Here is a 25,122-nt window from a genome sequence, read left to right as displayed (position 1 = left end):
TTCACTTCTCCAGAAGCGTCTTCAGAGCGGCCAGACGTTCCTTCCAGAACACCTTGTACGCCGCCACCGCCTCCGCGTCGGCGAGCTTGGTGTGCGCGAGCGACACCTGTGTCTTCGCCTCGCCCTTGGGCGTGAAGCGGACGGAGAGCCGGCCGTCCGCGTAATCGGCCGACAGGGTCTTGCCCGGGCGGTGCGTACGCAGCGAGAACTCGCTCCCGGGAAGCCACCGGCGGCGTACCTCCGCATCCGTGAAGGCGGCCTCGCAGCGCGCGACCGGCGCTTCCACGGTTCGGTTGCCGCTCGCCTGCCAGTCGCCCTGCGACGACTGGCCGACCGCGCGCATGCCGCGTTCCTGTTCGTACCCGACCGTGATCGACTGGGCGTACCAGCCGTCCACCGCGAGGTCGTCGGTGAGGTGGCGGGCGATCTCCGTGTGGCCGCGCCCGGTGGCGCCCCACGCGTCGAGGAGGGCGAACCAGGCGTCCCAGTCCCGGCCCGTGGATGCCTTCAGCGCGTCGGCCGACAGCTTCTCGGTGATCTTCTTGCCGGCGGAGCTGGTCATGGCGCCGACGTTAGGACGGACGGGGCGCACCCGCAAGGCGGAAATCTTCTGCGCGTTTCTGTTCGAGCGATGAGTTTCGCGTGGCCCCCGGGTCTACCCCTGTGAATGGCAACGACGGCACTGAATCACCGACCGAGAGAAGAGAGAGACACAGCTCATGAACCAGATGATCTTTGTGAACCTGCCGGTGAAGAACCTGGAAACCAGCAAGTCCTTCTTCAGCAAGCTCGGGTACTCCTTCAACCCGCAGTTCAGTGACGACAAGACGGCCTGTCTGGTGATCAGCGACACGATCTTCGCCATGCTGCTCACCGAGCCGCGCTTCAAGGAGTTCACCACGAAGGAGATCGCGGACACGAGCAGGACCACGGAGGTTCTGCTCGCCCTCAGCGCCGAGAGCCGGGAGAAGGTCGACGAGCTGGCCGACGCGGCCCTCGCGTCCGGTGGCTCCCCGGCGAACGAGCCCCAGGACCACGGCTTCATGTACGGCCGTTCCTTCCAGGACCCCGACGGTCACACATGGGAGATCGTCTGGATGGACCCGTCTGCGGTCGAGGGCGGACAGAGCTGACGCTCACTTGAAGCCTGTGTACGTCACTCCGGTGAGCTGCTCCGAGGCGACCCACAGGCGCTCGCTCGCCACGTCGTTCTTCGTCCAGGCCGCGCGCCACGACTTCGCGGGCGGGCCACGCCAGCCCTGCAGCCTCGGGCCGGTGAACGAGTCGGGACGTACGCCGGGCGCGGTCGCCGCGAACAGCGTGGGCAGGGCGCCGGACTCGGCGGGCTGGGCGATGATCCTGTTCCCCAGTGCCACGATCCGTTCGGCCGCCCTGCGCTCCTCCATCCGTACGCCCGCGGCTTGGAGGTTGGTACTGGCATAGCCGGGGTGGGCGGCTGCCGCGACCACGTCGGAGCCGGCCGCTGCGAGCCGCCCGGCCAGCTCGTGGACGAAGAGCAGGTTCGCCGTCTTCGAGCGGCCGTAGGCGATCCAGCGACGGTACGCCCGCTCGCTGTTGAGGTCGCCGATGTCGATGTTGGACAGTGCGTGCAACCCGCTGGAGACGGTCACGACGCGCGCGGCGGGTGTCCGGAGCAGGTGCGGCAGCAGCAGTCCGGTGAGGGCGAAGTGCCCGAGGTGGTTGACGCCGAACTGCGTCTCGAAGCCGTCCGCGGTCCGTCCGTACGGGAGGGCCATGACGCCCGCGTTGTTGATGAGCAGGTCGAGGCGGTCGTACGCGTAGGCGTCGGCGAAGTTCCGTATGGAGGCCAGGTCCGCCAGGTCGAGTGGCGTGAACTCGACCAGTGCGCCGGGGACTTCGCTCGTGATGCGCGCAGCTGCCTCCTTGCCGCGCTGCTCGCTGCGGCACGCGAGAAGCACCCGCGCGCCGCGGCGGGCGAGTTCGCGGGCCGTGACAAGTCCGATGCCGCTGTTGGCCCCGGTGACCACGGCCGTACGGCCGCTCTGGTCGGGGATGTCGCTCGCTTTCCAGCCAGTCGTCATGGGGTCAGCGTACGGCCGGACCCCTTGTCACGCGGAGGCGCCTCCGTCGATGACGAGGTCGCTTCCGACGACGGACGCGGCGTCGGCGGAGGCCAGGTAGAGCACGGCGGCGGCGACTTCACCGGTCGTCGAGACCCGGCCGAGCGGTGACTCGCCCTTCATGCGGACGGCGCGCTCGGCGTCGCTCTCGCCGGGGCGCAGCGACATGGTGGTGGCGGCGGGGCCCGGGCTGACCGCGTTGATCCGGACACCGTCCTGGATGTGGTCGACGGCGGCGGCGCGGGTGAGCGCGGAGACGGCGGCCTTGGAGGCGATGTAACCGGCGACACCCGGGATGCGAAGGTGCGCGCCGAGGTTGGAGGAGATGTTCACGATCGCGCCGCCGCCCTCCTGGGAACGCATCGCATCGATCTCGGCCTGCATCGACAGGAGTACGCCCGTGACGTTGATGTCGAGGAGCGTGCGCCAGTCGTCCTCGGACAGCTCGGCGACGGGCCCGCCTCCCCGGAACACGCCGGCGTTGTTCACCGCGACATCGAGGCTGCCGAAGCGCTCGACGCTCTCGCGAACGAGCCGCCGCACGTCCTCGGAACGGCTGACGTCGGTGGTGATCGCGACCGTGGTGCCGCCGCCGCCCGCCTGCTGTGCCAGGGCGACGGTCTCGTCGAGTGGCGCGGCGCCGCGTCCCGCGACGACGACGTTCGCACCCTCGGCGGCGAACGCGAGCGCGATGGCGCGGCCGAGTCCGGAGCCTGCGCCGGTGACGAGGGCTGTCTTGCCGGAGAAGCGAGCAGTCATGATGCTTCCGTCCTTATATTTGAACGAGCGTTCTGTTATTGGGGCGTAAAAGAGACGCCCCAGGGGCGCCTGAATGGTGGTTGGATCGGTCCGGTCAGTCGAGAAGTGTCAGTGCCTGCTCGGCCGCGTCCCGGACCCTGGCCGGGTCACTGGAGGCCTTGCCGACGACCCGCAGGCCCTGCATCAGTACGAGCAGCATGCGGGCGAGCGCCCGGGGGTCGCGGTCCCCGGGCAGCTCGCCCTGCGCCTGTGCCCGTACGAGTGCGGAGTGCAGCAGGGTCTCGACGTGCTCCCAGCTCACCTCGACCCGGCGGGCCGCCGAGTCGTCGTGCGGGGCCAGTTCGGCGGCCGTGTTGGTGACGAAGCAGCCGGTCAGCCGTTCCTTTTCGGAGGCCGCCTCGGCGGCGAACCGCCGCATCACCGCGCGCACGGCCGGCAGTGCGGGGCCCGGCTGGGAGAGTTCGCCGAGCAGGTGCGGGTTGCGGGAGTCGGCGTACCGGTCGAGCGCCTTCAGGTAGAGCTCGTGCTTGTTGCCGAAGGTCGCGTAGATGCTGGCGCGGCCGATGCCGAGGTGATCGACGAGGTCCGCCATGGTCGTCGCTTCGTAACCGCGCCGCCAGAACAGCTCCAGAGCTGCCTGCAGTGCGGCGTCGGGATCGAATTCCTTGGTCCTGGCCACGTCGAGAACAGTAGTCGTTCTTGAACGCTCGGTCAATTAACCCCGACGCGTACGGCGAACGTCTGCACAGTGACTGTTTCGTCGTCCAGGCAGAGCCCCGTCTCCAGATCGAAGCGCTGCTTCAGGAGCGGCGACGCGACGAAGGGGCGGCCGTTCACGGATCCGACGAGACCGCGTGACAGCACCTGGGCGCCGGAGAACGGGTCACGGTTTTCGATGGCGTACGCGCGCCCCGCGCGGTCCGTGAACAGCGCGGCCTGACGGCCGTCGGGGAGCAGGGCCGCCACACCGCGTCCGGGGGTGAGGGCGGACAAGGCACATGCGGTGAACCAGGAGTCGTCAATGCGTAGTTGCAGGGTCATCCCACTCGGGTCCCTTCGAGGGTGAGGAAGGTCAGGTCCGGCTTCATCTGGTCGCGCTCGGGAACGAACCGTACGGACGGGTCCGGCGCGTCGGGGGCGTTGACGAACGACACGAACCGGGACAGCCGCTCGGGATCGTTGATCGTCTCGGCCCATTCGTCGCGGTAGCCGGACACGTGCGTGGCCATCAGCGCTTCCAGCTGCTCGCAGATGCCCAGCGAGTCGTGGACGACCACGTCCCTGAGGTGGTCCAGGCCGCCCTCCAGCCGCTCCAGCCAGGTGGAGGTGCGCTCCAGGCGGTCCGCGGTGCGGATGTAGAACATCAGGAACCGGTCGATGAGACGCACGAGTTCGGCGTCCGACAGGTCCTGGGCGAGGAGATCGGCGTGCCGCGGGGTCGCGCCGCCGTTGCCGCCGACATAGAGGTTCCAGCCGTTCGCGGTGGCGATGACGCCGAAGTCCTTGGACTGCGCCTCGGCGCACTCGCGCGCGCATCCCGAGACCGCCGACTTCAGCTTGTGGGGCGCGCGCAGGCCCCGGTAGCGGAGCTCCAGGTCGATGGCCATACGGACGCTGTCCTGGACGCCGTAACGGCACCACGTCTGTCCGACACAGGACTTCACCGTCCTGAGGGCCTTTCCGTAGGCGTGGCCCGACTCGAAGCCGGCGTCCACCAGCCGCGTCCAGATCAGCGGGAGCTGGTCGACCCGAGCGCCGAAGAGGTCGATGCGCTGGCCGCCGGTGATCTTCGTGTAGAGACCGAAGTCGCGGGCCACCTCGCCGATCACGATCAGCTTCTCGGGGGTGACCTCGCCGCCCGGGATGCGCGGCACGATCGAGTACGAGCCGTTGCGCTGCATGTTGGCGAGGAAGTGGTCGTTCGTGTCCTGGAGGGCGGCCTGTTCGCCGTCGAGGATGTAGCCGTTGCTCAGGCTGGCCAGGATCGAGCCGACCGTCGGCTTGCAGACCTCGCAGCCGTCGCCACCACGGGCCGCCTCACGGCCGTGCGAGTCGAGAAGCTCGGCGTACGACGTGATGCGCAGGGTGCGGACGATCTCGTACAGCTCGGAGCGCGTGTGCGGGAAGCAGCCGCACAGGCCCTTGTCGCCGGACTGGGGAAGCAGCTGGCCGATCAGCTTCACGCAGCTGCCGCAGCCCGTTCCCGCCTTGGTGCACTTCTTCACCTCGGGGAGCGAGGAGCAGGCGGTCACCTGGCCCTTGGTGACGTTGTGGCAGTTGCAGACCACCGCGTCGTCGGGGAGGGAGGACGGGCCGAGTGTGACCGAGCCGCCGCCTGCCGGCGCGATCAGCTGTTCCGGTGCGACGGGCGGTACGGAACCGGTGAGCGGTCGCAGCATCGCGTACGCGTCGGCGTCACCCACCAGGACGCCGCCGAGAAGCGCACCGTCCGGGCTGACCACGAGCTTCTTGTAGACGCCGGAGCGCGAGTCGGAGTAGGTGACGTCCAGGCAGCCCTCCGCGTGGCCGTGCGCGTCACCGAAGGACGCCACGTCCACACCGAGGAGCTTCAGCTTGGTGGACATGTCCGCACCGGTGAACGCCCGGTTCGCGGTTTCGGCCGTTCCCTGGAACGCTCCCGCGAGCGTTCCCGTGATCGCTTCGGCGGCTGTCTCGGCCATCTCGTATCCGGGTGCCACCAGGCCGTACACCCGGCCGTCCACCGCCAGCGCGCACTCCCCGATCGCGAAGACGGCGGGGTCGGACGTACGGCACTGTTCGTCGACGGCGATGCCGCCCCGCTCACCGACCGACAGGCCGCAGTCCCTGGCCAGCTGGTCGCGCGGACGTACGCCCGCCGAGAAGACGACGAGGTCGGTCTCGAGCGTCGAACCGTCCGAGAGGGACATGCCGTTGACGGCGCCGGCCGCGTCGGTAGTGACGGCCTGGGTGCCGACGCCCGTGTGGACGGTCAGCCCCATGCCCTCGATCGTACGGAGAAGGGCCGCGCCGCCGCCCTCGTCGACCTGCACGGGCATCAGCCGGGGCGCGAACTCCACTACGTGAGTGGCGAGTCCGAGCCCGCTCAGCGCGCCCGCCGCCTCCAGGCCGAGCAGTCCGCCGCCTACGACCGCTCCCGTGCGCGCTGTTTTCGCGTACGCCTCGATCGCGAGAAGGTCCTCAATGGTGCGGTAGACGAAGCAGCCTTCCGCGTCCTTCCCGGGAACGGGTGGTACGAAGGGATACGAACCAGTGGCGAGGACGAGAGCGTCGTACGCGAAGGTCCGTCCGGCGCGCGAGGTGACCGTGCGCGCCTCGCGGTCGATGGCCGTCGCCGGGTCGTCGAGGTGCAGTTCGATGCCGTGCCGGTCCATGAAGCCGGGCTCGCCGAGAGCGAGCTCGTCGGGGGTGCGGCCCGAGAAGTACGAGGTCAGCTGGACACGGTCGTACGCGGGGCGTGGCTCCTCGCACAGGACGACGACCCGCGCCCTCTCGGTCACGCCCTGCTCCGCGAGAGCCTCCAGGAAGCGCTGGCCGACCATGCCGTGGCCGACGACCACGATCGTGGGTGGTGTGGACATCTCAGGCGCCTCCAAGCAGATGGAACAACGGGGTGGAGGGGAGCGGTTCGTCGCCCTCCCAGGTGCGGGCGAGTTCGCCGACGGCGCCGAGATCGCCCAGCAGGATGCCGCCGATCAGCCGGTCCCCGCGCACGACGACTTTGCGGTAGGCGCCACGAGTGGCATCGGCGAGACGGACGACGTCGTCGCCCGGGAGCGGATTCGTCTCACCGAAGGCGGCGAGGTCGAGCGGCCCGGCACCGGCGACGGCGGTGCCGCCGTTGAGGGTCAGGCGGGTGAGGGCCCGGGTTCCGGTGTAGCGGGGCGAGGGAGCACCGCCGGGGCCGGTGGTCGCCGGTCCGGTGGTCGCCGGTCCGGTGGTCGCGGGGCCCGCGGTCGCGGGGCCCGCGGTCGGGTGCGCCGGCCCGGACGCCGCTGCCGCGGCGACCCCGGCGTGGACGGTGTGCGGGGTGGCGGCCGGTGCGTCCGGGGGTGAGGTGAGCAGCAGTTCGGCCAGGATGTCGGCCTGTTCGAGGGCGGGGCCCGCGAGACCGTATACACGGCCGTCGTGCTCGGCGCAGTCGCCGATGGCGCGGATGTGCGGGTCCGAAGTGCGCAGCTCGTCGTCCACGACGATGCCGTGGCGCACGTCCAGGCCCGCCGCCTGCGCGAGGCCGACTCGGGGGCGTACACCGCAAGCCAGCACGACCAGGTCGGCTTCGAGGGCGTAGCCGTCGGCGAGCTCGACGGCCCGCACGGTCCCGGCCCGCTCGCCGGCCTCGCAGCGCAGGCCGCGTACCCGGCACTCGGTGTGGACTTCGACGCCCATGCTCTCCAGGTGGCCGCGCAGCAGTTCGCTCGCGGCCGGGTCGAGCTGGCGCTGCATGAGGTGTTCGCCCTGCTGGGCCAGTACGACCTGGGCGCCGCGTTCCGCGAGCGCGCGGGCGGCCGAGACACCGAGGAGGCCGCCGCCGATGACGACGGCGCGGGTGCCTTCGCGTACGGCGGCTGCCAGTGCCAGGCAGTCGTCGAGCGTGCGGAAGGGGTGGACGCCGTCGGGGAGGTCGGCGCCGAGGCCGCGCAGGGGTGGCAGGACGGGGTTGGAGCCGGTGGCGAGGACGAGCGTGCCGTACGGGACGACGCTGCCGTCGTCGCACTGCACCACCCGCTCGGCACGGTCGATACGGACCACCCGCACGCCGCGCCGCACCGGCGTCGCGGGCTGTGCGATGACCTCCGGGCCGTAGCGGCCGGCGAGGACCTCGGCGAGCAGCACCCGGTTGTACGGGGCGTGCTCCTCCTCACCGATGACGGTGACAGTGACGGCCGGCCCCGCCGACGCGGTCGCCGGGGAGGGGCGGCGGGTCAGTTGCCGGGCCAGCCGGGCACCCGCCGTCCCGCCGCCGATCACCACGATGTCCTTGCTCATGACCGCAGCTTGCGTGGGCGGTGTTACCCGACCGCATCCCGTCTGTTTCCCGCGGGGAACACTGCGCTCAGCGCCCCGTGCACCGCACTGTGAGGGGTACGGGCAATCATCGAACCGGGGCTTCGCGGCCGCGCGGCGGTGACCGAGGTCTCGGGAGACGCCCACGGTGCTCCGCCACCTGGAGACGGGCGCCGAGGCTTAATGAGCGGTCAGCCGATCCTCAAGGCGGCCTTAAGGATCACCTCACGGCCGCTGACCAGGGGTTTCGGGGGCGTGACTGCGCCTAGTTTGTCGAACGTGACGATCGAGGCCACCGACCCCCCGCAGATGCATCCGCCGCAGGCGCCGCCACCCGAGGCGTACCCGGCGTTGTCGGCGTACCTGTCGCGGGCGAAGGAAGGCACGCGCCGCCGCCGAGCGGCTGCTGCGGGCGAGGGAGCCGGCCCGCCGCCGGGCGGCGACGACGCCAGACCCCCGGCGCCGGGCACCCCCTGGGGCCCGCCACTACCGCCGGCGAACCCCCCGGCGGCACCCCCGAAACCAAAGGCCCCGCCCGGAGCCGGCACCACTGCACGGCCGGCCACCATCACGCCCACGCCCGCCCCAGACCCCGCAGCGGCACCCCCACCCAAGCCCAAGCCCAAGCCCAAGCCCAAGCCCAAGCCCAAGCCCAAGCCGCAGCCCGATGGCCGGCCCCTGCTCCAGCCCCTCCCCGCGCCCGTGCGAGTCGGGCCCGAGGGGATGCGGGCGGGAATCATCGCCGGGGCCGGATTGGTCGGTGGCATGTGGGGGGCGCAGGCGGAACCGTCCGCGCGGCTCGACGTCCTGTTCGCGACCGGCGCGCATCTCACCGGTCTCCTCGCCGGTTACGGCATCCTCGTCATGATCCTGCTGATGGCCCGCGTGCCCGCCGTCGAGCACGGCGTCGGCGCCGACCGGCTCGCCCGCTGGCACGCCCTCGGCGGCCGGTACGTCCTCTCGCTCTGCCTCGGCCACGCCCTTCTCGCCCTCTGCGGCCACGCCGCCCACACCGGCACCGACCTCCTCGCCGCGGCCAAGGACCTCCTCGGGTACGGCGGAATCGCCGCCGCCACCGCCGGTACGGGCCTGCTGGTGGCCGTCGGCGTGACCTCGGCCCGTGCCGTGCGCCGCCGGGTCCCGCACGAGACCTGGCGCGCGGTCCACCTGCTCACGTACCTCGGCGCCGCGCTGTCCTTCGCGCACCAGCTCGTCGGCCCCGACATCGCCGGCAGCGCGGTGACGGTCTGGCTGTGGGCGATGATGCACGCCACCGTCGCCGTCCTCCTCGTCTGGTACCGGGGCGTCGTCCCCGTACGCCAGGCCCTGCGCCACAGCCTGCGCGTGATCGAGGTCCGCAGCGAGGGGCCGGACGTCGTGTCCGTCCTCATGCAGGGCCTCGGGCTGGAGGAACTGCGCGTCGAGCCGGGGCAGTTCTTCCGGTGGCGGTTCCTGCAGCGCAGGATCTGGCACACCGCCCTGCCGTTCTCGCTGTCCGCGCCGGTGCGCGACGACACCCTGCGGATCACGGTCAAGGCGGCCGGCGACCACACCCGCCGCATCCGCCGCCTCAAGCCGGGGACGCGCGTCCTCGCGACGGGCCCGTTCGGCGCGATGACCGCGCACAAGCGCACGCGCCGCAAGGTACTGCTGCTCGCCGGAGGCGTCGGCATCACCCCCATGCGCGCGCTCTTCGAGACGCTTCCCGGCGGTCCAGGCGACATCACTCTCCTCTACCGGGCCAACAACGCCGCCCAGCTGGTCCTCCGGGACGAACTGGAGGAGATCGCCAGGAGCCGGCGGGCGGGACTGCACTACCTTCTCGGCCCGTCCGACGCCGCGTTCGACCCGCTGGCCCCCCAGGCGCTGCGCGATCTCGTTCCCGACATCGCCGAACACGACGTCTACCTGTGCGGCCCGCCCCGCATGGCCGAAGCGGCGACGGCCGCGCTGACCAGGGCCGGCGTACCCGCCGGACGTATCCACTCCGAGTGCTTCAGCTTCTGATGCCCGAACCGATCCCGATGCCCGATGCCCGATCCGAGGAAACCTTGATGGCTCGTCACCGCAGACCGCGTCACGTCGGCCCCCGCCCCACCGACCGCGCCCGCAGGCAGCTCGCCGCCGGGCTGTTCGGCGCGAGCGCGCTCGCCGCGACGTTCCTCTCGGTCACCGTCGCACCGGCCGCACCCGCCGCCCCCGACCGGGCCCCGTCCGCCGGTACCGCAGATGTCGCGCAACTCTCCAGGGATTGATGGACGCCACACCCACTCTCTCCAGTGGACGTAAAGGGCACCTATCGCACCGCCGTCAGGTGCGCGTACGCCACCACGTTTCCCCGGTAGCCGGTCTTCTCGGAGAACGTGCCGCCGCAGGTGATCACCCGCAGCTCCGCCTGCCCGGAGGCGGCGTACACCCGCTGCTCGGGGAAGTCCTCGCTGTCGTACACCTCGATGGCGTCGATCGTGAAGACGGCGGTACGCCCGTCCTTGCGCTCCACCTCGATGGTGTGGCCCTTCCGCAGTGAGCCGAGGTGGTAGAAGACGGCCGGCCCCCGCGCGTTGTCGACATGCCCGGCGACGACCGACGTGCCCTTGGCGCCGGGCGGGGTGCCGTCCTTGTACCAGCCGGCGATGTTGCTGTTCCCGGCCGGCGGTACGTCGAGACTCCCGTCGGGGCCGAGGCCGAGCCGCATGACGGGGGCGTCGACCCGTACGGCCGGGATCCGGATCCGTACCGGCTCGGAGGGCCGCAGCGGCCGCGCCGGCGGGACCGTGCTCCTCGGGACGTGCTCGGACCCGGCGGCGAACGCCTCGGCGGACGACGGGCGGGGCGGGTCCTGGCCCGCGGCGCCGTTCTGGATCAGCCAGAGGCCGGTGCAGATGGCGATGGCGACGAGACCGCACTTCGTACGCAGGTCCGTCATCGTGGATCACCCCTCCAGTCCAGTCCGGTCCGGTCAAGTCCGGTCCAGGGCCCGGTCGCCGGGCCGTACGCCCCGCGTGCCCCCGCCCGGCTCGGGGCCAGGGCGGAGGCACGGGGAACTCCGGCGGTACGGGTACGGGCCGGCAGGGGCCGGCCCGGTCAGCGCTCCCGCGTGCCGCTCGCCCGGCGACGCAGGAGCCAGGTACCGCCGACGGCGGTCGCGGCCAGTACGGCCACACCCGCCGCGATCTGGGTGGTGTCGGAGCCGGCGGACCCGCCGAGACCGGTCCTGACGTGGCCCGTGGGGTGCGTGGGCTTGTGGGCCGGCTCGTGGTGGCTCGGCTTGTGGTGAGCCGGGTCGTCGTGGGCCGGATCGCGGTACGCCGGGTCCTCGTGGGCCGAATCGCGGTACGCCGGATCGTCGTGGGCCGGATCGTCGTGGGTGGGATCGGGCCCCGGACCGGCGGTCACGGTGAGGGTTCCCTCGGCGGTCTTGCCGTTGTCGCAGGCCACCGCGATGTCGTGGGCCCCCTCCGGGGCGTCCGGGGGAAGCTTGAACTGTCCGGTCACCACCTCTTTGTGGGTGGCGGGCTGCAGAGAGAAGTCGCCCGCTCCCACCGCGTTGGCGTCGCCCGTGCCGCCGCTGTCGGAGCCGCAGGCGGTGGTGTTCACCGTGATGGTCGCGCCCGGGCCCGCGGTCGCCGGGTACACCTCCAGCGTGTCGGGCGGCGTGTCGTTCTCGGCGTACGCCGGACCTGCGCCGAGGCCGATCACGGCGGCCGCCAGCGCGGTACCGGTCAGCAGAAGTGCAGGGCGCATGGTGATCCTCCCGGAAGCGTCGGTACGGCACTCCCTCCGAGATAAGTGGCCGTACGCGACCGGCGCCTGCTGAGGCGCGGTCAGATTGCCTGCCGGGCCGAGGCCCCGTGCCCCGCCATCGCCCCGTTCACCCAGGTCAGCACCCGGGCAGCGGCGGACCGACTGTCCACCCCGCCCCTGCACACCGAATGGGTGACCGGGGGCGTCCGGGGACGCCTCAGACGTGGTCCCGGGGCGTCGCCTCGTACACCGACACGACCGTCTTCATCAGCTGCTCGTCGACCGCGAATTCCGTGTCGTCGATACGCCGCACCGGCGCGACGCCCTGCGAATTCGTGACGAACGCGGCCCGGTACGACCCGAGGCCGTCCAGCGTCACCGGGCCACGCACCGACGGAAGGCCGGACTCCGGGAGGCGGGATTCGAGCAGTGCCATGGTGATGCCGTGCAGCGACGGCGCATCGGGCCAGACGATCGAAGTCCCGTCGTAGAAGGCGATATTGGTGATCGCTCCCTCCGCGACCACCCCGCCCGGCCCGGTCAGCAGCGCGTCGTCGAAGCCTTCGTGCCGCGCGAGCCGGCCGTAGTGGGTCTGGGCGAAGCCGCCCAGGTGTTTGACGTGGGGGAAGGGGCGCTCGTACGGGACCGACATCAGGGCCTGCGGTGTCGGCGACATGGCGGCGGGCGGGCGGACGGTGACCATCAGGGTGGCCTCCTCCGCTTCGGGAGCCCAGAACACGTACACGCGCACCGCGGCGTCGTACCGCCTCGCCCCGTCGAGCGCGTGGCCCAGCCGCTCGCGCACCAGCTCCCCGTCGAGCCCGGCGCCGAACACCTCCCGGGTGGCGGCGTCGAGCCGCGCGAGGTGCAGGCCCAGTCCGCGCACCCCACGGTCCCTGACCTGCATCGCGGTGAAGTGGGCGTAACCGCCGTACAGGGTGGGGACGAGGAGGTCGTCCGCGGTGGTGGCTCTGCGGCCGTCGATTTCGATGTGGGGAGCGTGGGATGCGGGAGATGTGGTCATGCGACCACCGTAGACACGGTAGAGGGGCGTACGGGCCGTACGGGCCGTCGCCAGGCGCGAGTTGGAAGAAGACCGCCAGGACGGCTTGACCTCAAGCTTGGTTGAGGTACGAGTCTTGCGTCATGGACCTCACGACGCACGAATCCGCCCAGGTCAACACCCCTTCCACGGCCACCTCCGCCGAGCGGCTGCGAGTCGCCGTCATCGTCGCCAGCAACCGCGAGGGCCGCTTCGCCCCCGTCATCACCGACTGGTTCGTCTCCCGGGCCGCCACGCACGACGACCTCGACATCGATGTGATCGACCTGGCCGACATCGACCTGCCGACCGCCCTCTCCTTCAACCCGTCCGACGAGATCAAGGCCGTACTCGCCCAGGTCTCTCCCCGCCTCGCCGCCGCCGACGCCTTCGTCGTCCTCACCCCCGAGTACAACCACTCCTTCCCCGCCTCCCTCAAGAACCTCATCGACTGGCACGGCAGCGAATGGCACGCCAAGCCCGTCGGCTTCGTCTCCTACGGCGGCATGTCGGGCGGCCTGCGCGCCGTCGAGCAACTGCGCCAGGTCTTCGCCGAGATGCACGCCACCACCATCCGCGACACCGTCAGCTTCCACGGCGCCTGGGCCCACTTCGACGAGGACGGACAGCACACGGACCCGTCTGCCCCCAACACCGCCGCAAAGGCCCTGCTGAACCAGCTCACGTGGTGGGCGCACGCCCTGCGCGACGCCAAGTCCATCCGTCCGTACACCGGCTGAGGCGGCGGACGTACCCCATGCTGATCCGACTCCTGCGCACCCAACTGCGCCCCTACGCCCGGACCATCGCCCTCGTCGTCGTACTCCAGCTCGTCCAGATCCTCGCCACCCTCTACCTGCCCACCCTCAACGCCGGCGTCATCAACAACGGCGTCCTCACGGGCGACACCGGTTACGTCCTGTCCACCGGCGGCGTCATGATCGCCGTCACCCTCGTCCAGATCCTCGCCGCCGCGGCCGCCGTCTTCTTCGGAGCCCGCGTCGCGATGGGCGTCGGCCGCGATCTGCGCTCCGCCGTCTTCTCCCGGGTGCAGGACTTCTCCGTACGGGAAGTGGGCCGCTTCGGCGCCTCGTCCCTCATCACCCGCACCACCAACGACGTACAGCAGATCCAGATGCTGACGGTGCTCGGCCTGACCATGCTGGTCGCCGCGCCCCTCATGTGCGTCGGCGGCATCGTCATGGCCGTCAGCCAGGACGTCCCGCTCGCCGCCCTGCTGCTCATCTTCGTACCGCTGCTCGCCGGGGTCGTGTGGCTGGTCATCCGCCGGATGCCGGCCCTCTTCCGCGGCATGCAAAAGCGCGTCGACAAGGTCAACCGGATGATGCGGGAGCAGATCACCGGCATCCGCGTCATCCGCGCCTTCGTCAAGGACGAGCACGAGCAGCGCCGTTACGCCGATGCCAACGCCGAACTGATGGACGTCGCCCTGCGGGCCGGGCGCCTGATGGCTCTGACCATGCCCGCGGTCGTACTGGTCTGGGAACTGGCGACCGTCGCGGTCATCTGGGTCGGCGGCCACCGCATCGGATCCGGCGAGCTCCAGATCGGCTCGCTCATCGCCTTCCTCTCCTATCTGATGCAGATCCTGATGGCCGTCATGATGACGACGTTCCTGATGATGCAGGTGCCGCGCGCCGCGGTCAGTGCCGAGCGCATCAGCGAAGTCCTCACCACCGAGTCCAGCGTCGTGACGCCCGCCGCGCCGGTCACCGCCCTCAGCGAGAAGCTGCGCGGCCGGCTCGACATCCGCGGCGCCGACTTCAGCTACCCGGGCGCCGAGGAACCGGTGCTGCGCGGCGTCGACCTGACGGCGCGCCCCGGCCGCACCACCGCGGTCATCGGCTCCACCGGCAGCGGAAAGACGACCCTGCTCGGCCTCGTTCCGAGGCTCTTCGACGCGACGGGCGGCGAGGTGCGGGTCGCAGGAGTCGACGTACGGGACCTCGACCCGGAGGTGCTGTCCCGCACGGTCGGCCTCGTACCGCAGAAGCCGTACCTCTTCTCCGGGACGATCGCGTCCAATCTGCGGTACGGAAATCCCGACGCCACCGACGAGGAGCTGTGGCACGCACTGGACACCGCACAGGCCAGGGGCTTCGTCGAGGCCCTCGCCGAAGGCCTGGACGCGCCCGTCGCACAGGGCGGCAGCAACTTCTCCGGCGGCCAGCGCCAGCGCATCGCGATCGCCAGGGCGCTGGTCGTCAAGCCCGGCATCTACCTCTTCGACGACTCCTTCTCGGCCCTCGACTACGCCACCGACGCGGCGCTGCGGGCGGCGCTCGCCAGGGAGACCGCCGACGCGACCGTCGTCATCGTCGCCCAGCGCGTCTCCACGATCCGGGGCGCCGACCGGATCGTCGTACTCGACGAGGGCCGGGTAGTCGGCACCGGCACCCACCAGCAGCTCATGCGGGACAACCACACCTACCGGGAGATCGTCCTCTCCCAGATCTCCGAGGAGGAAGCCGCATGAGTACGGACCGCCCCGCCTCCCGCCCCGCCTCCCGCGCCGTCCCCGAGCGCAAGGGCCCCGCCCCGCAGCGGGGCATCCCCGGCACCCCCGCCGCCCCGCCCGTCGAACGCTCCATCGACTTCCTCGGATCGGGCCTGCGTCTGCTGAAGGCGATGGCTCCCGAGCGCCCCCTGCTCCTCGTCGTCCTCACGGCGGGTGTGGTGGCCGTCGCCCTCGCCGTACTGAGCCCCAAGATCCTCGGCCACGCGACGGACCTCGTCGTGGCGGGCGCCACCGGTCCGGCCGGCATCGACTTCCGGGCGGTGGGGGAGGTCCTCTCCCTGGCTCTCGCGGTGACGGCCGGCTCCGCTCTCTTCATCTGGGTCAAACTGCGGCTGGTGATGGTGGTCGTGCAGCGCGTCGGCTACCGGCTGCGCGAGCAGGCAGAGACGAAGCTGGCGCGACTGCCTCTGTCGTACTTCGACAAGCAGCCGCGCGGCGAAATCCTCTCCCGCACCACCAACGACATCGACAACATCACGCAGACCATGCAGCAGGCCTTCGGTCAGATGCTGCGGGCGCTGCTGACCATCGTGGGCGTACTGGCGATGATGTTCTGGATCTCGCCGCTGCTGGCGCTGGTGGTGCTGGCGACCGTGCCGGTGTCGGTCTTCGGCGCCGTGGTCATCGGCAAGCGCGCCCAGCCGCAGTTCGTCAAGCAATGGGCGGTGACGGGCAAGCTCAACGGCCACATAGAGGAGATGTACACGGGGCACGCCCTGGTGAAGGTGTTCGGCCGCCGCGAGGAGGCGATCCGTACCTTCGAAGAGCACAACGAGACCCTCTACGTGTCGAGCTTCAAGGCCCAGTTCATCTCGGGCGTCATCCAGCCCGCCATGTCCTTCGTCGGCAACCTCAACTACGTCCTGATCGCGGTGATAGGCGGCCTGCGCGTAGCGTCCGGATCCCTCTCGATCGGCGACATCCAGGCATTCATCCAGTACTCGTACGAGTTCAACGGGCCGGTCACACAGGTCGCGGCGATGGCGAACCTGCTCCAGTCGGGCGTCGCCTCGGCCGAGCGCGTCTTCGACCTCCTGGACGCGGAGGAGGAGTCGGCGCCGCCGACCTCACCCCTGCGCCCCGCCCGCCTCACCGGCAAGGTCACTTTCGAGAACGTCGCCTTCCGCTACGAGCCGGCCAAACCCCTCATCGAGGACCTGACCCTGAAGGTCGAACCCGGCCAGACGGTCGCCATCGTCGGCCCGACGGGCGCGGGCAAGACCACACTCGTCAACCTCCTCATGCGCTTCTACGAGGTGACGGGCGGCCGGATCACCCTCGACGGCACCGACATCGCCGCCATGACCCGCGAGGACCTGCGGTCCGGCATCGGCATGGTCCTCCAGGACACCTGGCTGTTCGGCGGCACGATCGCCGACAACATCGCGTACGGCGTCACGGGCGACGCCCCCGTCCCGCGCGAACGTGTGGTCGAGGCCGCGATGGCGACGTACGCCGACCGCTTCATCCGTACCCTGCCCGACGGGTACGACACGGTGATCGACGAGGAGGGCGCCAACCTCAGCGCCGGCGAGAAGCAACTCCTCACCATCGCCCGCGCCTTCCTCACCGCACCCTCCATCCTGGTCCTGGACGAGGCGACCAGCTCGGTGGACACCCGCACGGAGGTCCTCATCCAGCGCGCGATGAACTCCCTTCGCGCGGGACGCACTTCCTTCGTCATCGCGCACCGCCTCTCCACGATCCGCGACGCCGACGTGATCCTGGTGATGGAGGACGGCGCGATCGTCGAACAGGGAACGCACGACGAACTGCTGGCAACGAACGGCGCATACGCCCGGCTGCACGCGTCACAGTTCGCGACGGCGACGGCGGCGTGAGTGACCCCGCTGCGATCACCCGTGGCCTCGGGCGTTACGTTCGCGGCACGGAGAAGCACGATGAGTTCGGCCATACACACCGCGTGAAGGGCGCCGTCAAGGACGTGATCGGCGGGGACCCGGCCGGCGCGATCCACGAGGGCTCGTGTCTCGACGAGCGTACGGACGCGACTCCTTCGAGTGCGGCCAGGACTGTGAGGGATGATTTCGGGTGAGAATCACGGAGCGGAACTGGGACACGGTCGAGCGGGCGAGGGCGTTGGTACCGTCGGGTGAGGTGCTGCGTGATGACCACGGGCTCTCATTGGCTGACAGGGCGCCGCGGCCTGGCTATTTTCGCCGTCCGCGCGCTCTGCGATTCGAGCGCCGCACGCTCGGGAGCTGGTTGATGCTCCCCGTGGAGGCGGCCGCGAGACTCTACGCCATCACGTGGAACCCGTTCGAGGCGTTCTTCGAAGCAGTTTTCTGGCGTGAGAAGAAGAAGCCGGGCAAGCCGTTCCACGGCGGCTGGAACAGCATGGCCGGCCACCTGGCCCGCGCCGTACTGCCTCGGACAAAGAACAGCACGGCCATGATGTTGCAAGTCACCGACCGCCGCGTACAACTCGTGTACGTGTCCTGTGCGCGCTCCTTCAGAGGCCGGGTGGGTCCGGCCGAGGTGGGATGGGCCACGGATCTTCGCAACGTGACCTGGATCCGCGACCGAAGCGACGTGGCGGGCGGTGACCACGAGATTGGATTCGTCGACGGTTCGTGGTGCTCAGTGCACTTCGGCGGCCACGGCTGGAGCCGTATGGCGGAGGCTTTTCCGCTCCGGTTGAGCCACCTCGACCAGGTTACGAACCGGCGATGAGCGGCCAGTTGAGAGACGGCCGTCAGTAAATCCGCCCTGGGGAGGTGCCTGCGATGCGCTGCTGGTCGGCGCCGCAGACTTGACGCCAAGCGTCTGAGGGGGGCAACGGGCTCCTTCCCGGCCAATCGAGCACGTCGACCGGACAGCCGGCCGACGCCGAACGGCTCCGTGCATCGCAGAGCCCCGCAGTCCAGGTCACACGCCAGGACCAATGATCCGCCGGTGTTGCGGGTGGGCTGGGCGAGTCTGCCGGGGCCCCGCTTACCCGCAGGTCGAGCCCAGCGGCTTCGGTGGCCAGATAGCGCGTATACGTCGGTGGGCGGCCTTGCCGCTCGAATGAGGGGTCGACACAGTGAATCCGTCATGCCTCCGAATGAGCGGAACGTGATTTCGATGCGCAGAAGATTCAGTGCGGTATTGGCATTGGTTTCAGCCGTTGCCCTGGCCGCCGTAGGAATGACAGGCCCGGCATCCGCCGAAACCATGCAGAGCCCGGCCGGAACGAAATTCCAGGTGCAAACCGCGAATGCCGGGCTCAGTGCCAAGCAGGCCGGCGCCCTGCAGGCCAAGGTGGACAAGTACCTCCGCGAAGGGGACGGGCGGCAGGTCTCGGCCAACAGAATTGACCTGAACAGCGGGGCAAGTCTGATCGTGACAGTACCCGGTGAGAAGTACGCCCGTGACCTGGGCGCACCGAACCGTGCCCGGACTGCGGCAGCGTGGGAATGCGCCTACGAGAACTTCTGCATGTACAGAGGTGAGAACGGAACGGGCGATCGGCTTTCCCTCTTCTACTGCAGGGACCACGCGCTGACGAATTGGACGGGTCGCGGATCCTTCTACAACAATCAGACCTCGGGAACGCGCGCGCAGTTGAAGGACCGTAACCGTAACGTCGTCTATACGACGCTCGGCGCACCCAGTCATCACCCGAGCTTCAACTGGGACCCGATCTGGTACGTCAAACCCTGTTAGCAGCAAACAGCGGGTGAGTCCTCGCCGGCCGGCGAGGACTCACTGCTGTGCACAACCGCCGGCCCGGCCCTCGCCCGGCCCGGCCCGGCCGGTGGGGCGGTATGGAGATCGTTTCCGAGCGGATCGAGGCGGTGATCCTGGCCGGTGCGGCGCGGATTTCACTTGTCCGGGACGGCAGACCTCTGGTCAACGGGGTTCCATGGCGCTTAACGTGCCTCAACTCAGCACCCCCCGCGGTGCTAACCCCCGAATGACGTGGAAGGATTTCCATGCCCTCACGCCGTATAGCCGCGGCCACCACAACCCTGGTGGCCGCAGCACTGGTTTCTCCGCTCCTGCTCTCCGGGCCGGCCACCGCCGGCAGTGTGACGGGATCCGCCCCCCACCGGGGTGATGCGCTGGCTCGCAAGCTGGTGAAGGAGTCCACGGCCAAGGACGCCTACCGGCACCTTCAGGTGCTGCAGAAGATCGCCGACCACAACGACGGCAACCGGGTGGCCGGTTCGCAGGGGTACGAGCGGTCCGCCCAGTACGTCGAGGCCCTGATGAAGCTGGCCGGCTACAAGGTCTCCAGACACGAGTTCGACTTCGTGTACGTCGAGACCATCGAGGAGAGCCTCAAGGTCGTCTCGCCCGCGCCGCGCGACGTGCCCGTCAAGCTCATGACGTACACCGCCAGTTCGCCCGCGGGCGGTGTCACCGCGCCGCTCGCCGTCGCCCCTGTGGACCCCGACGGCACGAACGGCTGCGAGGCCGGTGACTTCGCCTCCGGCGCCTTCACCGGGAAGATAGCCCTGATCAAGCGCGGTGGCTGCACCTTCGCCACCAAGCAGGCCAACGCCGCGGACGCGGGCGCGGTCGGCGCGGTGATCTACAACAACACCGCGGGCGAACTCAACGGCACCATCGGCGACCCCACCCTCGGCAAGGTCCCCACCGGCGGTATCACCCAGGCGAACGGCGAGGCGCTCGCCGCCGACGCCGCCAAGGGCCCGGTGAGCGTCACGCTCGACGTCCGTGAGCTGCGCGAGAACCGCACCACGTACAACGTCGTCGCGGAGACCCGGGGCGGGGACGTGGACAACACCGTCTTCCTCGGCGCCCACCTCGACTCGGTCGCCGCGGGCCCCGGTATCAACGACAACGGCTCCGGCTCGGCCGGCATCCTCCAGGTCGCCCTGGAACTCGCCAAGACGCACGCCAAGCCCAAGAACAAGGTGAAGTTCGCCTGGTGGTCGGCCGAGGAGTTCGGCCTGCTCGGGTCCGAGGCGTATGTCGCCTCGCTCACCGAGGAGCAGAAGAAGCAGATCAAGCTCTACCTGAACTTCGACATGATCGCCTCGCCGAACGCCGGCTACTTCGTGTACGACGGCGACGACTCCGACGGTGTCGGCGCCGGTCCGGGCCCGGAGGGCTCCGCCCAGATCGAGAAGGGGATCAACGACTTCCTCGACTCCAAGAAGATCCCGCACGAGGGCACGGACTTCACCGGCCGTTCCGACTACGGGCCCTTCATCGAGGTGGGTATCCCCTCCGGCGGCACCTTCACCGGCGCCGAGGGCATCAAGACCGCAGCCCAGGCGGCCAAGTTCGGCGGCACGGCGGGCGTCGCGTACGACCCGAACTACCACGCCGCCGGCGACGACATCAAGAACATCGACATGAAGGCGTTCGACGTCAACATCGACATCATCGCCGACGCCGTAGGCCACTACGCCCACGACCTCGGCCCGCTGTCCGTCCCGGTCGAGTCGGTCCCGACCGGCGGCGACGCGGGCAGCGGCGGCGGCCTGCACGACGGGCACGACCACCATGTGAGCGAGTAGCCGTAGCGGATCGTAACCGCCGCACGTCGCACGAGGCCCCGGCCGTGGGTGTGTTCCTGCCCGCGGCCGGGGCCGGCGTGCGTGCTGCCACATGGCACCATTCCGGCAGAAGTTCGTCAGTCAGGAGAACGTCCGTGACAGTGGCCGAATGGCTGAGCGTACTGACCACCACCGACAGCCGGGAGAAGGCGCTGGCGCTCGCGCGTGGGGCCGTCGATGCGCGGCTGGCGGCCTGTGCGCAGGTCGGCGGGCCCGTGACCTCCGTCTACCGGTGGGAGGGGGCGGTGGAGACCGCCGAGGAGTGGCAGGTGGTGTTCAAGACCGCGGGCGGGCGGTACGAGGAGTTGGAGGCGTACATCAAGAGCGCCCATGACTACGAGACGCCCGAGATCATCGCCACGGCTGTGGTGCGCGGCAGCGCGGAGTACCTGGCGTGGGTGGGGGAGGAGACCGCCGGCCTCTGATCACCGCTGCGCGCGTTCGATCCGTACCGCGCACACCTTGAACTCCGGCATACGTGACGTCGGATCCAGCGCCGGGTTCGTCAGGCTGTTGGCCCGGCCCTCGCCCGGCCAGTGGAACGGCATGAAGACCGTGTCCGAGCGGATCGCATCGGTGATCCGTGCCGGGGCCACCGCCTGCCCGCGCCGCGACACCACAGTCAGCCGTTCGCCCTCGGACACGCCCAGTCGCTGCGCGAGCCGTGGATGCAGCTCCACGAAGGGGCCGGGCGCGGCCGCGTTGAGTTCGTCGACGCGGCGGGTCTGGGCGCCGGACTGGTACTGGGCGACGACCCGGCCCGTGGTGAGCAGAACCGGGTACTCGGCGTCCGTCTCCTCCGCCGCCGGCCGGTGTACGACGGGGACGAAGCGAGCCCGGCCGTCCTCGGTCGCGAAGCGGTCGAGGAAGAGGCGCGGCGTACCGGGGTGGTCGTCACCCGCGGCCGTGTCCGGGCAGGGCCAGAAGACCCCGTCCTCCTCGGCGATCCGGCGGTACGAGATGCCCGAGTAGTCGGCCGGCCCGCCCGCCGAGGCGCGGCGCAGCTCGTCGAAGACCTCCTCCGGGTCGACGGGGAAGCCCTTCTCGTGGCCGAGCAGCGCCGCGAGGGAGTGCAGTACCTCCAGGTCCGTACGTACGCCGGGCGGCGGGTCGATCGCCCTGCGCCGCAGCAGCACCCGCCCCTCCAGGTTCGTCGTCGTACCGGTCTCCTCCGCCCACTGGGTGACGGGCAGGACGACATCCGCGAGCGCCGCCGTCTCGGAGAGGACGACGTCCGCGACGGCGAGGAAGTCCAGGGAGCGCAGGCGCTCCTCGATGTGGGCGGCGCGGGGCGCGGAGACGACCGGGTTCGAGCCCATCAGGAGGAGGGACTTGATGTCGCCGCCGAGTGCGTCGAGGAGTTCGTACGCGCTGCGTCCGGGACCGGGAAGGCTGTCCGGGTCCACGCCCCACACCCCCGCGACGTGCTCGCGCGCGGCCGGGTCGGTGAGCTTGCGGTAGCCGGGCAGCTGGTCGGCCTTCTGGCCGTGCTCGCGACCGCCCTGCCCGTTGCCCTGGCCGGTGAGGCAGCCGTAGCCGGAATGCGGGCGGCCGGCCCGGCCGGTCGCCAGGCAGAGGTTGATCCACGCGCCGACCGTGTCGGTGCCCTTGGACTGCTGCTCGGGGCCGCGCGCGGTGAGGACCATGCCGGTCCCGGCGTCGCAGAACATCCGTACCGCGTCGCGGAGCTGGGGGACCGGGACACCGGTGATGCGCTCGACGAGCTCGGGCCAGTGCGCCATCGCGGCGGCCCGCGCCTCGTCCCAGCCGGCCGTACGGGCCCGGATGAACTCCTCGTCCGTACGGCCTTCGGCGACGACGATGTGCAGCAGTCCGAGCGCGAGCGCCAGGTCGGTTCCGGGGCGCGGTGCGAGATGCAGGTCCGCCTGCTCGGCCGTGCGCGTACGGCGCGGGTCGATGACGACGAGCGTGCCGCCGTTCTCCTTCAGCTCCGTGAGGTAGCGGAGCGCGGGCGGCATCGTCTCCGCGAGGTTCGAGCCGACGAGGATCACGCAGCCGGTGCGCGGGATGTCCTCCAGCGGGAACGGCAGGCCGCGGTCGAGGCCGAAGGCCTTCTGGTGGGCGGCGGCGGCGGACGACATGCAGAAGCGGCCGTTGTAGTCGATCTGCGAGGTGGCCAGCGCGACGCGGGCGAACTTGCCGAGCGCGTAGGCCTTTTCGTTGGTGAGGCCGCCGCCTCCGAAGACCCCGACGGCGTCGTGGCCGTACACCTCTTGTGTACGGCCGAGTCCCTCCGCGATCTTCGAGAGGGCCTCCTCCCAGGTGGCGGGCTCGAGCCTGCCTGTGGCGGGGCGTCGGACCAGCGGCTCGGTCAGGCGCACCCGGGAGGAGAGCACTGCGGGCGCCGTACGGCCCTTGCCGCACAGCGCGCCCCGGTTCACGGGGAAGTCCGTACGCTCGACGACTTCCACGACCTCGCTGCTCGCCGAGGCGCTGTCCGCTGCGGCGCGCAGGTTCATTCCGCACTGGAGCGCGCAGTACGGGCAGTGCGTGGGGGTGAGGGGCGGGGGCGGGGATGGGGGCGGGGCGGCGGAAGTGCGGGGCATGCCGTCAGCATGCGACGGCGGTGTTACGGCGACGGGCGCCCGGGTGTTACGCCCCCGGTACGCCGGGCTCCGCGCCGCCACCTCCGCCCGGTGAGGTACTCGGCTGCCCGGAGGCACCGGCGCCGCTGCGGCCTGCGGCGAGGTGCCCCCCTACTGCCCCGTGAGGTACCTGACCGTCATTCCGGCAGTCCAGCCGCCGTCCACCGCCAGCTCGGAGCCCGTCATGTACGCCGCCGCGTCGGACAGGAGGAACGCCACCGCGGCCGCGATCTCCTCGGGTACGCCGACCCGCCCCATGGGGGCGCCGGGGTAATTGCCTTCGCCGGTCCGGATGCCGACGGGGGCGGTCATCGGGGTGTACGTCATTCCCGGATGCACCGAATTGACCCGTATCTTCGCCTCCGCCAATTCGACCGCGCCGATCTTCGACAGGCCGCGCACGCCCCACTTGGACGCGCCGTAGCCGGCGGTGAGCGCGAGGCCGGTGAGGCCGGCCGCCGACGAGATGCTGACGATGGACCCGCCGCCACCCGCCCGCATCAGCGGAATCGCGGCCTTGATCCCGATGAAGACCCCGACCAGGTTGACCTCGACGACCTGGCGGAAGTGATCGACCGTCTCGTGCTCCAGGAACTGTCCGGCGGATATCCCGGCGTTGTTGACCAGGCCGTCGATCTTCCCGAACTCTGCGACCGCGAAGTCGAGCGCGGTCTGCCAGTCGCTCTCGCTGGTGACGTCGTGCCGGACGAAACGCGCCGCTTCGCCGAGCTTCTCGGCGGTCGCGGCGCCTTCCTCCTCCAGTACGTCGGTGATCACGGCCTTCCCGCCGCCGTCGACGACGGCCTGCGCGACGGCGGCACCGAGGCCGCGGGCTCCGCCGGTGATGAGGACGACCTTGTTGCTCAGATCAACGACGGCAGCAGACACGGCGACCAACCCCTGCTCACTCGAACCAACCTATGCCTATTCGGCATACTAAAAGCGACCGCCGTCAGTGTGTCAGCGCCCCGACGCCTCTGCCAGCGCTTCGGTCACACCGGATTCCTGGCGCCCCAGAAACCGCGGATCGGGTTCGGTCGCGGCGTCGAGCGCCGCCTTGCCGGCCGCGAGAATCTCCCGTACGCCGCCGTAGTACCAGGTCGCGTCGCGCCGGGCGTCGACGCCGACGCCGTACGCGTCGACGCCGGCGGCCCGGCAGAGTCCGATCGCCCGGCGGATGTGGAACCCCTGGCTCACCAGCACGGCCCGGTCCACCCCGAAGATCTTCTTGGCGCGTACGCACGAGTCCCAGGTGTCGAAGCCGGCGAAGTCGCTGACGATGCGCGTGCCGGGCACGCCGTGCGCGACGAGGTAGGCGCGCATGGCGTCCGGTTCGTCGTACTCCGTCCGGCTGTTGTCGCCGGTCACGAGCACGACCTTCGCCTTGCCCGCCCGGTAGAGCTCGGCTGCGGCGTCGAGTCGGTTCGCGAGGTACGGCGACGGGCCGCCCTGCCACAGGCCCGCCCCGAAGACGACGACCACGTCACGGGCGGGGGCGTCGGCCGTCGTCCGGACCCGGCTGTCGGCGACGGCGTGCAGCCAGGTCGCGGGCGCGAGCGCGAGCACGCTGGCGAGCATGAGGGCTTGGAGGGTACGCCGTTGGGCGCGGCGGGTGCGGGGTATGAGACGCGGGCGTTTCAGTCGTCCGCCGGCTCGTCGCGGCGCCTCGGTACGTGCCTTGCCCCGTGCATCGTGCGGTGCCTCGCCCCGTGCCTTGCCCCAGGAAAATCGCATGCCTTTGCCTGCCCCCCGACTGGAATGATTTCGCCATGTCGAGACAATTCTGGCC

Annotated in this window: 24 protein-coding genes; 11 read left to right on the top strand and 13 right to left on the bottom strand. The window is 70.5% G+C overall.

The features are described 5' to 3' along the window. Position 1: 1 nt before the first annotated feature. Positions 2 to 562, bottom strand: coding sequence for an SRPBCC family protein (locus AC1P0E_RS10290; protein WP_482741866.1), 561 nt, complete (start codon positions 560 to 562; stop codon positions 2 to 4). A 157-nt stretch (positions 563 to 719) separates the two neighbouring features. Between AC1P0E_RS10290 and AC1P0E_RS10285 the strand changes: the two genes are divergently transcribed. Beyond that, positions 720 to 1,133 carry a VOC family protein gene (locus tag AC1P0E_RS10285; protein WP_482741865.1) on the top strand — a complete coding sequence of 138 codons (414 nt, stop codon included), beginning with the start codon at positions 720 to 722 and terminating at the stop codon, positions 1,131 to 1,133. A gap of 3 nt (positions 1,134 to 1,136) precedes the next feature. On the opposite strand, the gene AC1P0E_RS10280 is transcribed toward AC1P0E_RS10285, so the two are convergent. The 6 genes from AC1P0E_RS10280 to AC1P0E_RS10255 all read right to left on the bottom strand — a co-directional run bounded on the left by AC1P0E_RS10280 (position 1,137) and on the right by AC1P0E_RS10255 (position 7,850). Further along, entirely contained in the window at positions 1,137 to 2,063 is a 927-nt protein-coding gene (locus AC1P0E_RS10280) for an oxidoreductase (RefSeq protein ID WP_482741864.1), read from the bottom strand. Between the two features lie 27 nt (positions 2,064 to 2,090). Beyond that, positions 2,091 to 2,861, bottom strand: coding sequence for an SDR family NAD(P)-dependent oxidoreductase (locus tag AC1P0E_RS10275; protein WP_482741863.1), 771 nt, complete (start codon positions 2,859 to 2,861; stop codon positions 2,091 to 2,093). 94 nt (positions 2,862 to 2,955) lie between these two features. Beyond that, positions 2,956 to 3,540 (bottom strand): TetR/AcrR family transcriptional regulator, encoded by a 585-nt coding sequence (locus AC1P0E_RS10270; RefSeq protein WP_482741862.1) that lies wholly within the window; start codon positions 3,538 to 3,540, stop codon positions 2,956 to 2,958. 32 nt (positions 3,541 to 3,572) lie between these two features. Then, the gene (nirD, locus tag AC1P0E_RS10265; RefSeq protein ID WP_482741861.1) at positions 3,573 to 3,902 is read right to left on the bottom strand and encodes a nitrite reductase small subunit NirD; all 330 of its coding nucleotides are present in this window, start codon (positions 3,900 to 3,902) and stop codon (positions 3,573 to 3,575) included. Continuing rightward, positions 3,899 to 6,442, bottom strand: coding sequence for a nitrite reductase large subunit NirB (gene nirB / locus AC1P0E_RS10260; protein ID WP_482741860.1), 2,544 nt, complete (start codon positions 6,440 to 6,442; stop codon positions 3,899 to 3,901). The genes nirD and nirB overlap by 4 nt, the downstream gene beginning before the upstream one ends. Before the next feature lies 1 nt (position 6,443). Further along, entirely contained in the window at positions 6,444 to 7,850 is a 1,407-nt protein-coding gene (locus AC1P0E_RS10255) for an NAD(P)/FAD-dependent oxidoreductase (protein WP_482741859.1), read from the bottom strand. Positions 7,851 to 8,147: 297 nt separating this feature from the next. Between AC1P0E_RS10255 and AC1P0E_RS10250 the strand changes: the two genes are divergently transcribed. Continuing rightward, positions 8,148 to 9,875: a ferredoxin reductase family protein gene (locus AC1P0E_RS10250; RefSeq protein ID WP_482741858.1), complete on the top strand. Its 1,728-nt coding sequence runs from the start codon at positions 8,148 to 8,150 to the stop codon at positions 9,873 to 9,875. Between the two features lie 47 nt (positions 9,876 to 9,922). After that, on the top strand, positions 9,923 to 10,123 hold the full coding sequence (locus AC1P0E_RS10245) for a hypothetical protein (RefSeq protein ID WP_482741857.1): 201 nt from the start codon (positions 9,923 to 9,925) through the stop codon (positions 10,121 to 10,123). 41 nt (positions 10,124 to 10,164) lie between these two features. Here the strand turns inward: AC1P0E_RS10245 and AC1P0E_RS10240 are convergent, their stop codons facing one another. The 3 genes from AC1P0E_RS10240 to AC1P0E_RS10230 form a co-directional block, all read right to left on the bottom strand. After that, on the bottom strand, positions 10,165 to 10,794 hold the full coding sequence (locus AC1P0E_RS10240) for a class F sortase (RefSeq protein WP_482741856.1): 630 nt from the start codon (positions 10,792 to 10,794) through the stop codon (positions 10,165 to 10,167). Between the two features lie 158 nt (positions 10,795 to 10,952). Then, positions 10,953 to 11,612 carry a hypothetical protein gene (locus AC1P0E_RS10235; protein WP_482741855.1) on the bottom strand — a complete coding sequence of 220 codons (660 nt, stop codon included), beginning with the start codon at positions 11,610 to 11,612 and terminating at the stop codon, positions 10,953 to 10,955. Between the two features lie 217 nt (positions 11,613 to 11,829). Next, positions 11,830 to 12,636 (bottom strand): aminotransferase class IV, encoded by an 807-nt coding sequence (locus tag AC1P0E_RS10230; protein WP_482741854.1) that lies wholly within the window; start codon positions 12,634 to 12,636, stop codon positions 11,830 to 11,832. A 122-nt stretch (positions 12,637 to 12,758) separates the two neighbouring features. Between AC1P0E_RS10230 and AC1P0E_RS10225 the strand changes: the two genes are divergently transcribed. From AC1P0E_RS10225 to cutA, 8 genes are all read left to right on the top strand, one after another. Further along, on the top strand, positions 12,759 to 13,394 hold the full coding sequence (locus AC1P0E_RS10225; protein WP_482741853.1) for an NADPH-dependent FMN reductase: 636 nt from the start codon (positions 12,759 to 12,761) through the stop codon (positions 13,392 to 13,394). Between the two features lie 17 nt (positions 13,395 to 13,411). Beyond that, entirely contained in the window at positions 13,412 to 15,151 is a 1,740-nt protein-coding gene (locus AC1P0E_RS10220; protein ID WP_482741852.1) for an ABC transporter ATP-binding protein, read from the top strand. After that, positions 15,148 to 17,034 (top strand): ABC transporter ATP-binding protein, encoded by a 1,887-nt coding sequence (locus AC1P0E_RS10215; RefSeq protein WP_482741851.1) that lies wholly within the window; start codon positions 15,148 to 15,150, stop codon positions 17,032 to 17,034. The genes AC1P0E_RS10220 and AC1P0E_RS10215 overlap by 4 nt, the downstream gene beginning before the upstream one ends. Then, positions 17,031 to 17,249 (top strand): hypothetical protein, encoded by a 219-nt coding sequence (locus AC1P0E_RS10210; protein ID WP_482741850.1) that lies wholly within the window; start codon positions 17,031 to 17,033, stop codon positions 17,247 to 17,249. The genes AC1P0E_RS10215 and AC1P0E_RS10210 overlap by 4 nt, the downstream gene beginning before the upstream one ends. After that, positions 17,246 to 17,887, top strand: a complete 642-nt coding sequence (locus AC1P0E_RS10205) for a hypothetical protein (RefSeq protein WP_482741849.1) — start codon at positions 17,246 to 17,248, stop codon at positions 17,885 to 17,887. Before AC1P0E_RS10210 ends, AC1P0E_RS10205 begins: the two co-directional genes overlap by 4 nt. Positions 17,888 to 18,280: 393 nt before the next feature. Further along, entirely contained in the window at positions 18,281 to 18,862 is a 582-nt protein-coding gene (locus AC1P0E_RS10200; protein WP_482745710.1) for a peptidase inhibitor family I36 protein, read from the top strand. A gap of 269 nt (positions 18,863 to 19,131) precedes the next feature. After that, a complete protein-coding gene (locus AC1P0E_RS10195) occupies positions 19,132 to 20,688 on the top strand; it encodes a M28 family metallopeptidase (protein ID WP_482741848.1) in 1,557 nt (518 codons plus the stop codon). Positions 20,689 to 20,822: 134 nt separating this feature from the next. Next, positions 20,823 to 21,152 (top strand): divalent-cation tolerance protein CutA, encoded by a 330-nt coding sequence (cutA, locus tag AC1P0E_RS10190; protein ID WP_482741847.1) that lies wholly within the window; start codon positions 20,823 to 20,825, stop codon positions 21,150 to 21,152. On the opposite strand, the gene AC1P0E_RS10185 is transcribed toward cutA, so the two are convergent. From AC1P0E_RS10185 to AC1P0E_RS10175, 3 genes are all read right to left on the bottom strand, one after another. Continuing rightward, a complete protein-coding gene (locus AC1P0E_RS10185; RefSeq protein ID WP_482741846.1) occupies positions 21,153 to 23,294 on the bottom strand; it encodes a molybdopterin oxidoreductase family protein in 2,142 nt (713 codons plus the stop codon). A gap of 150 nt (positions 23,295 to 23,444) precedes the next feature. Further along, positions 23,445 to 24,221, bottom strand: a complete 777-nt coding sequence (locus AC1P0E_RS10180; protein WP_482741845.1) for a glucose 1-dehydrogenase — start codon at positions 24,219 to 24,221, stop codon at positions 23,445 to 23,447. Between the two features lie 72 nt (positions 24,222 to 24,293). Beyond that, complete coding sequence (locus AC1P0E_RS10175) at positions 24,294 to 25,067, bottom strand: SanA/YdcF family protein (RefSeq protein WP_482741844.1); 774 nt, start codon at positions 25,065 to 25,067, stop codon at positions 24,294 to 24,296. Positions 25,068 to 25,122: the final 55 nt, after the last annotated feature.

Source organism: Streptomyces sp. TRD_SC_5 (genome assembly GCF_056836825.1).
The sequence above is the reverse complement of the archived record's forward strand: the minus strand, read 5'-3'. Positions and strand labels throughout refer to the sequence as shown.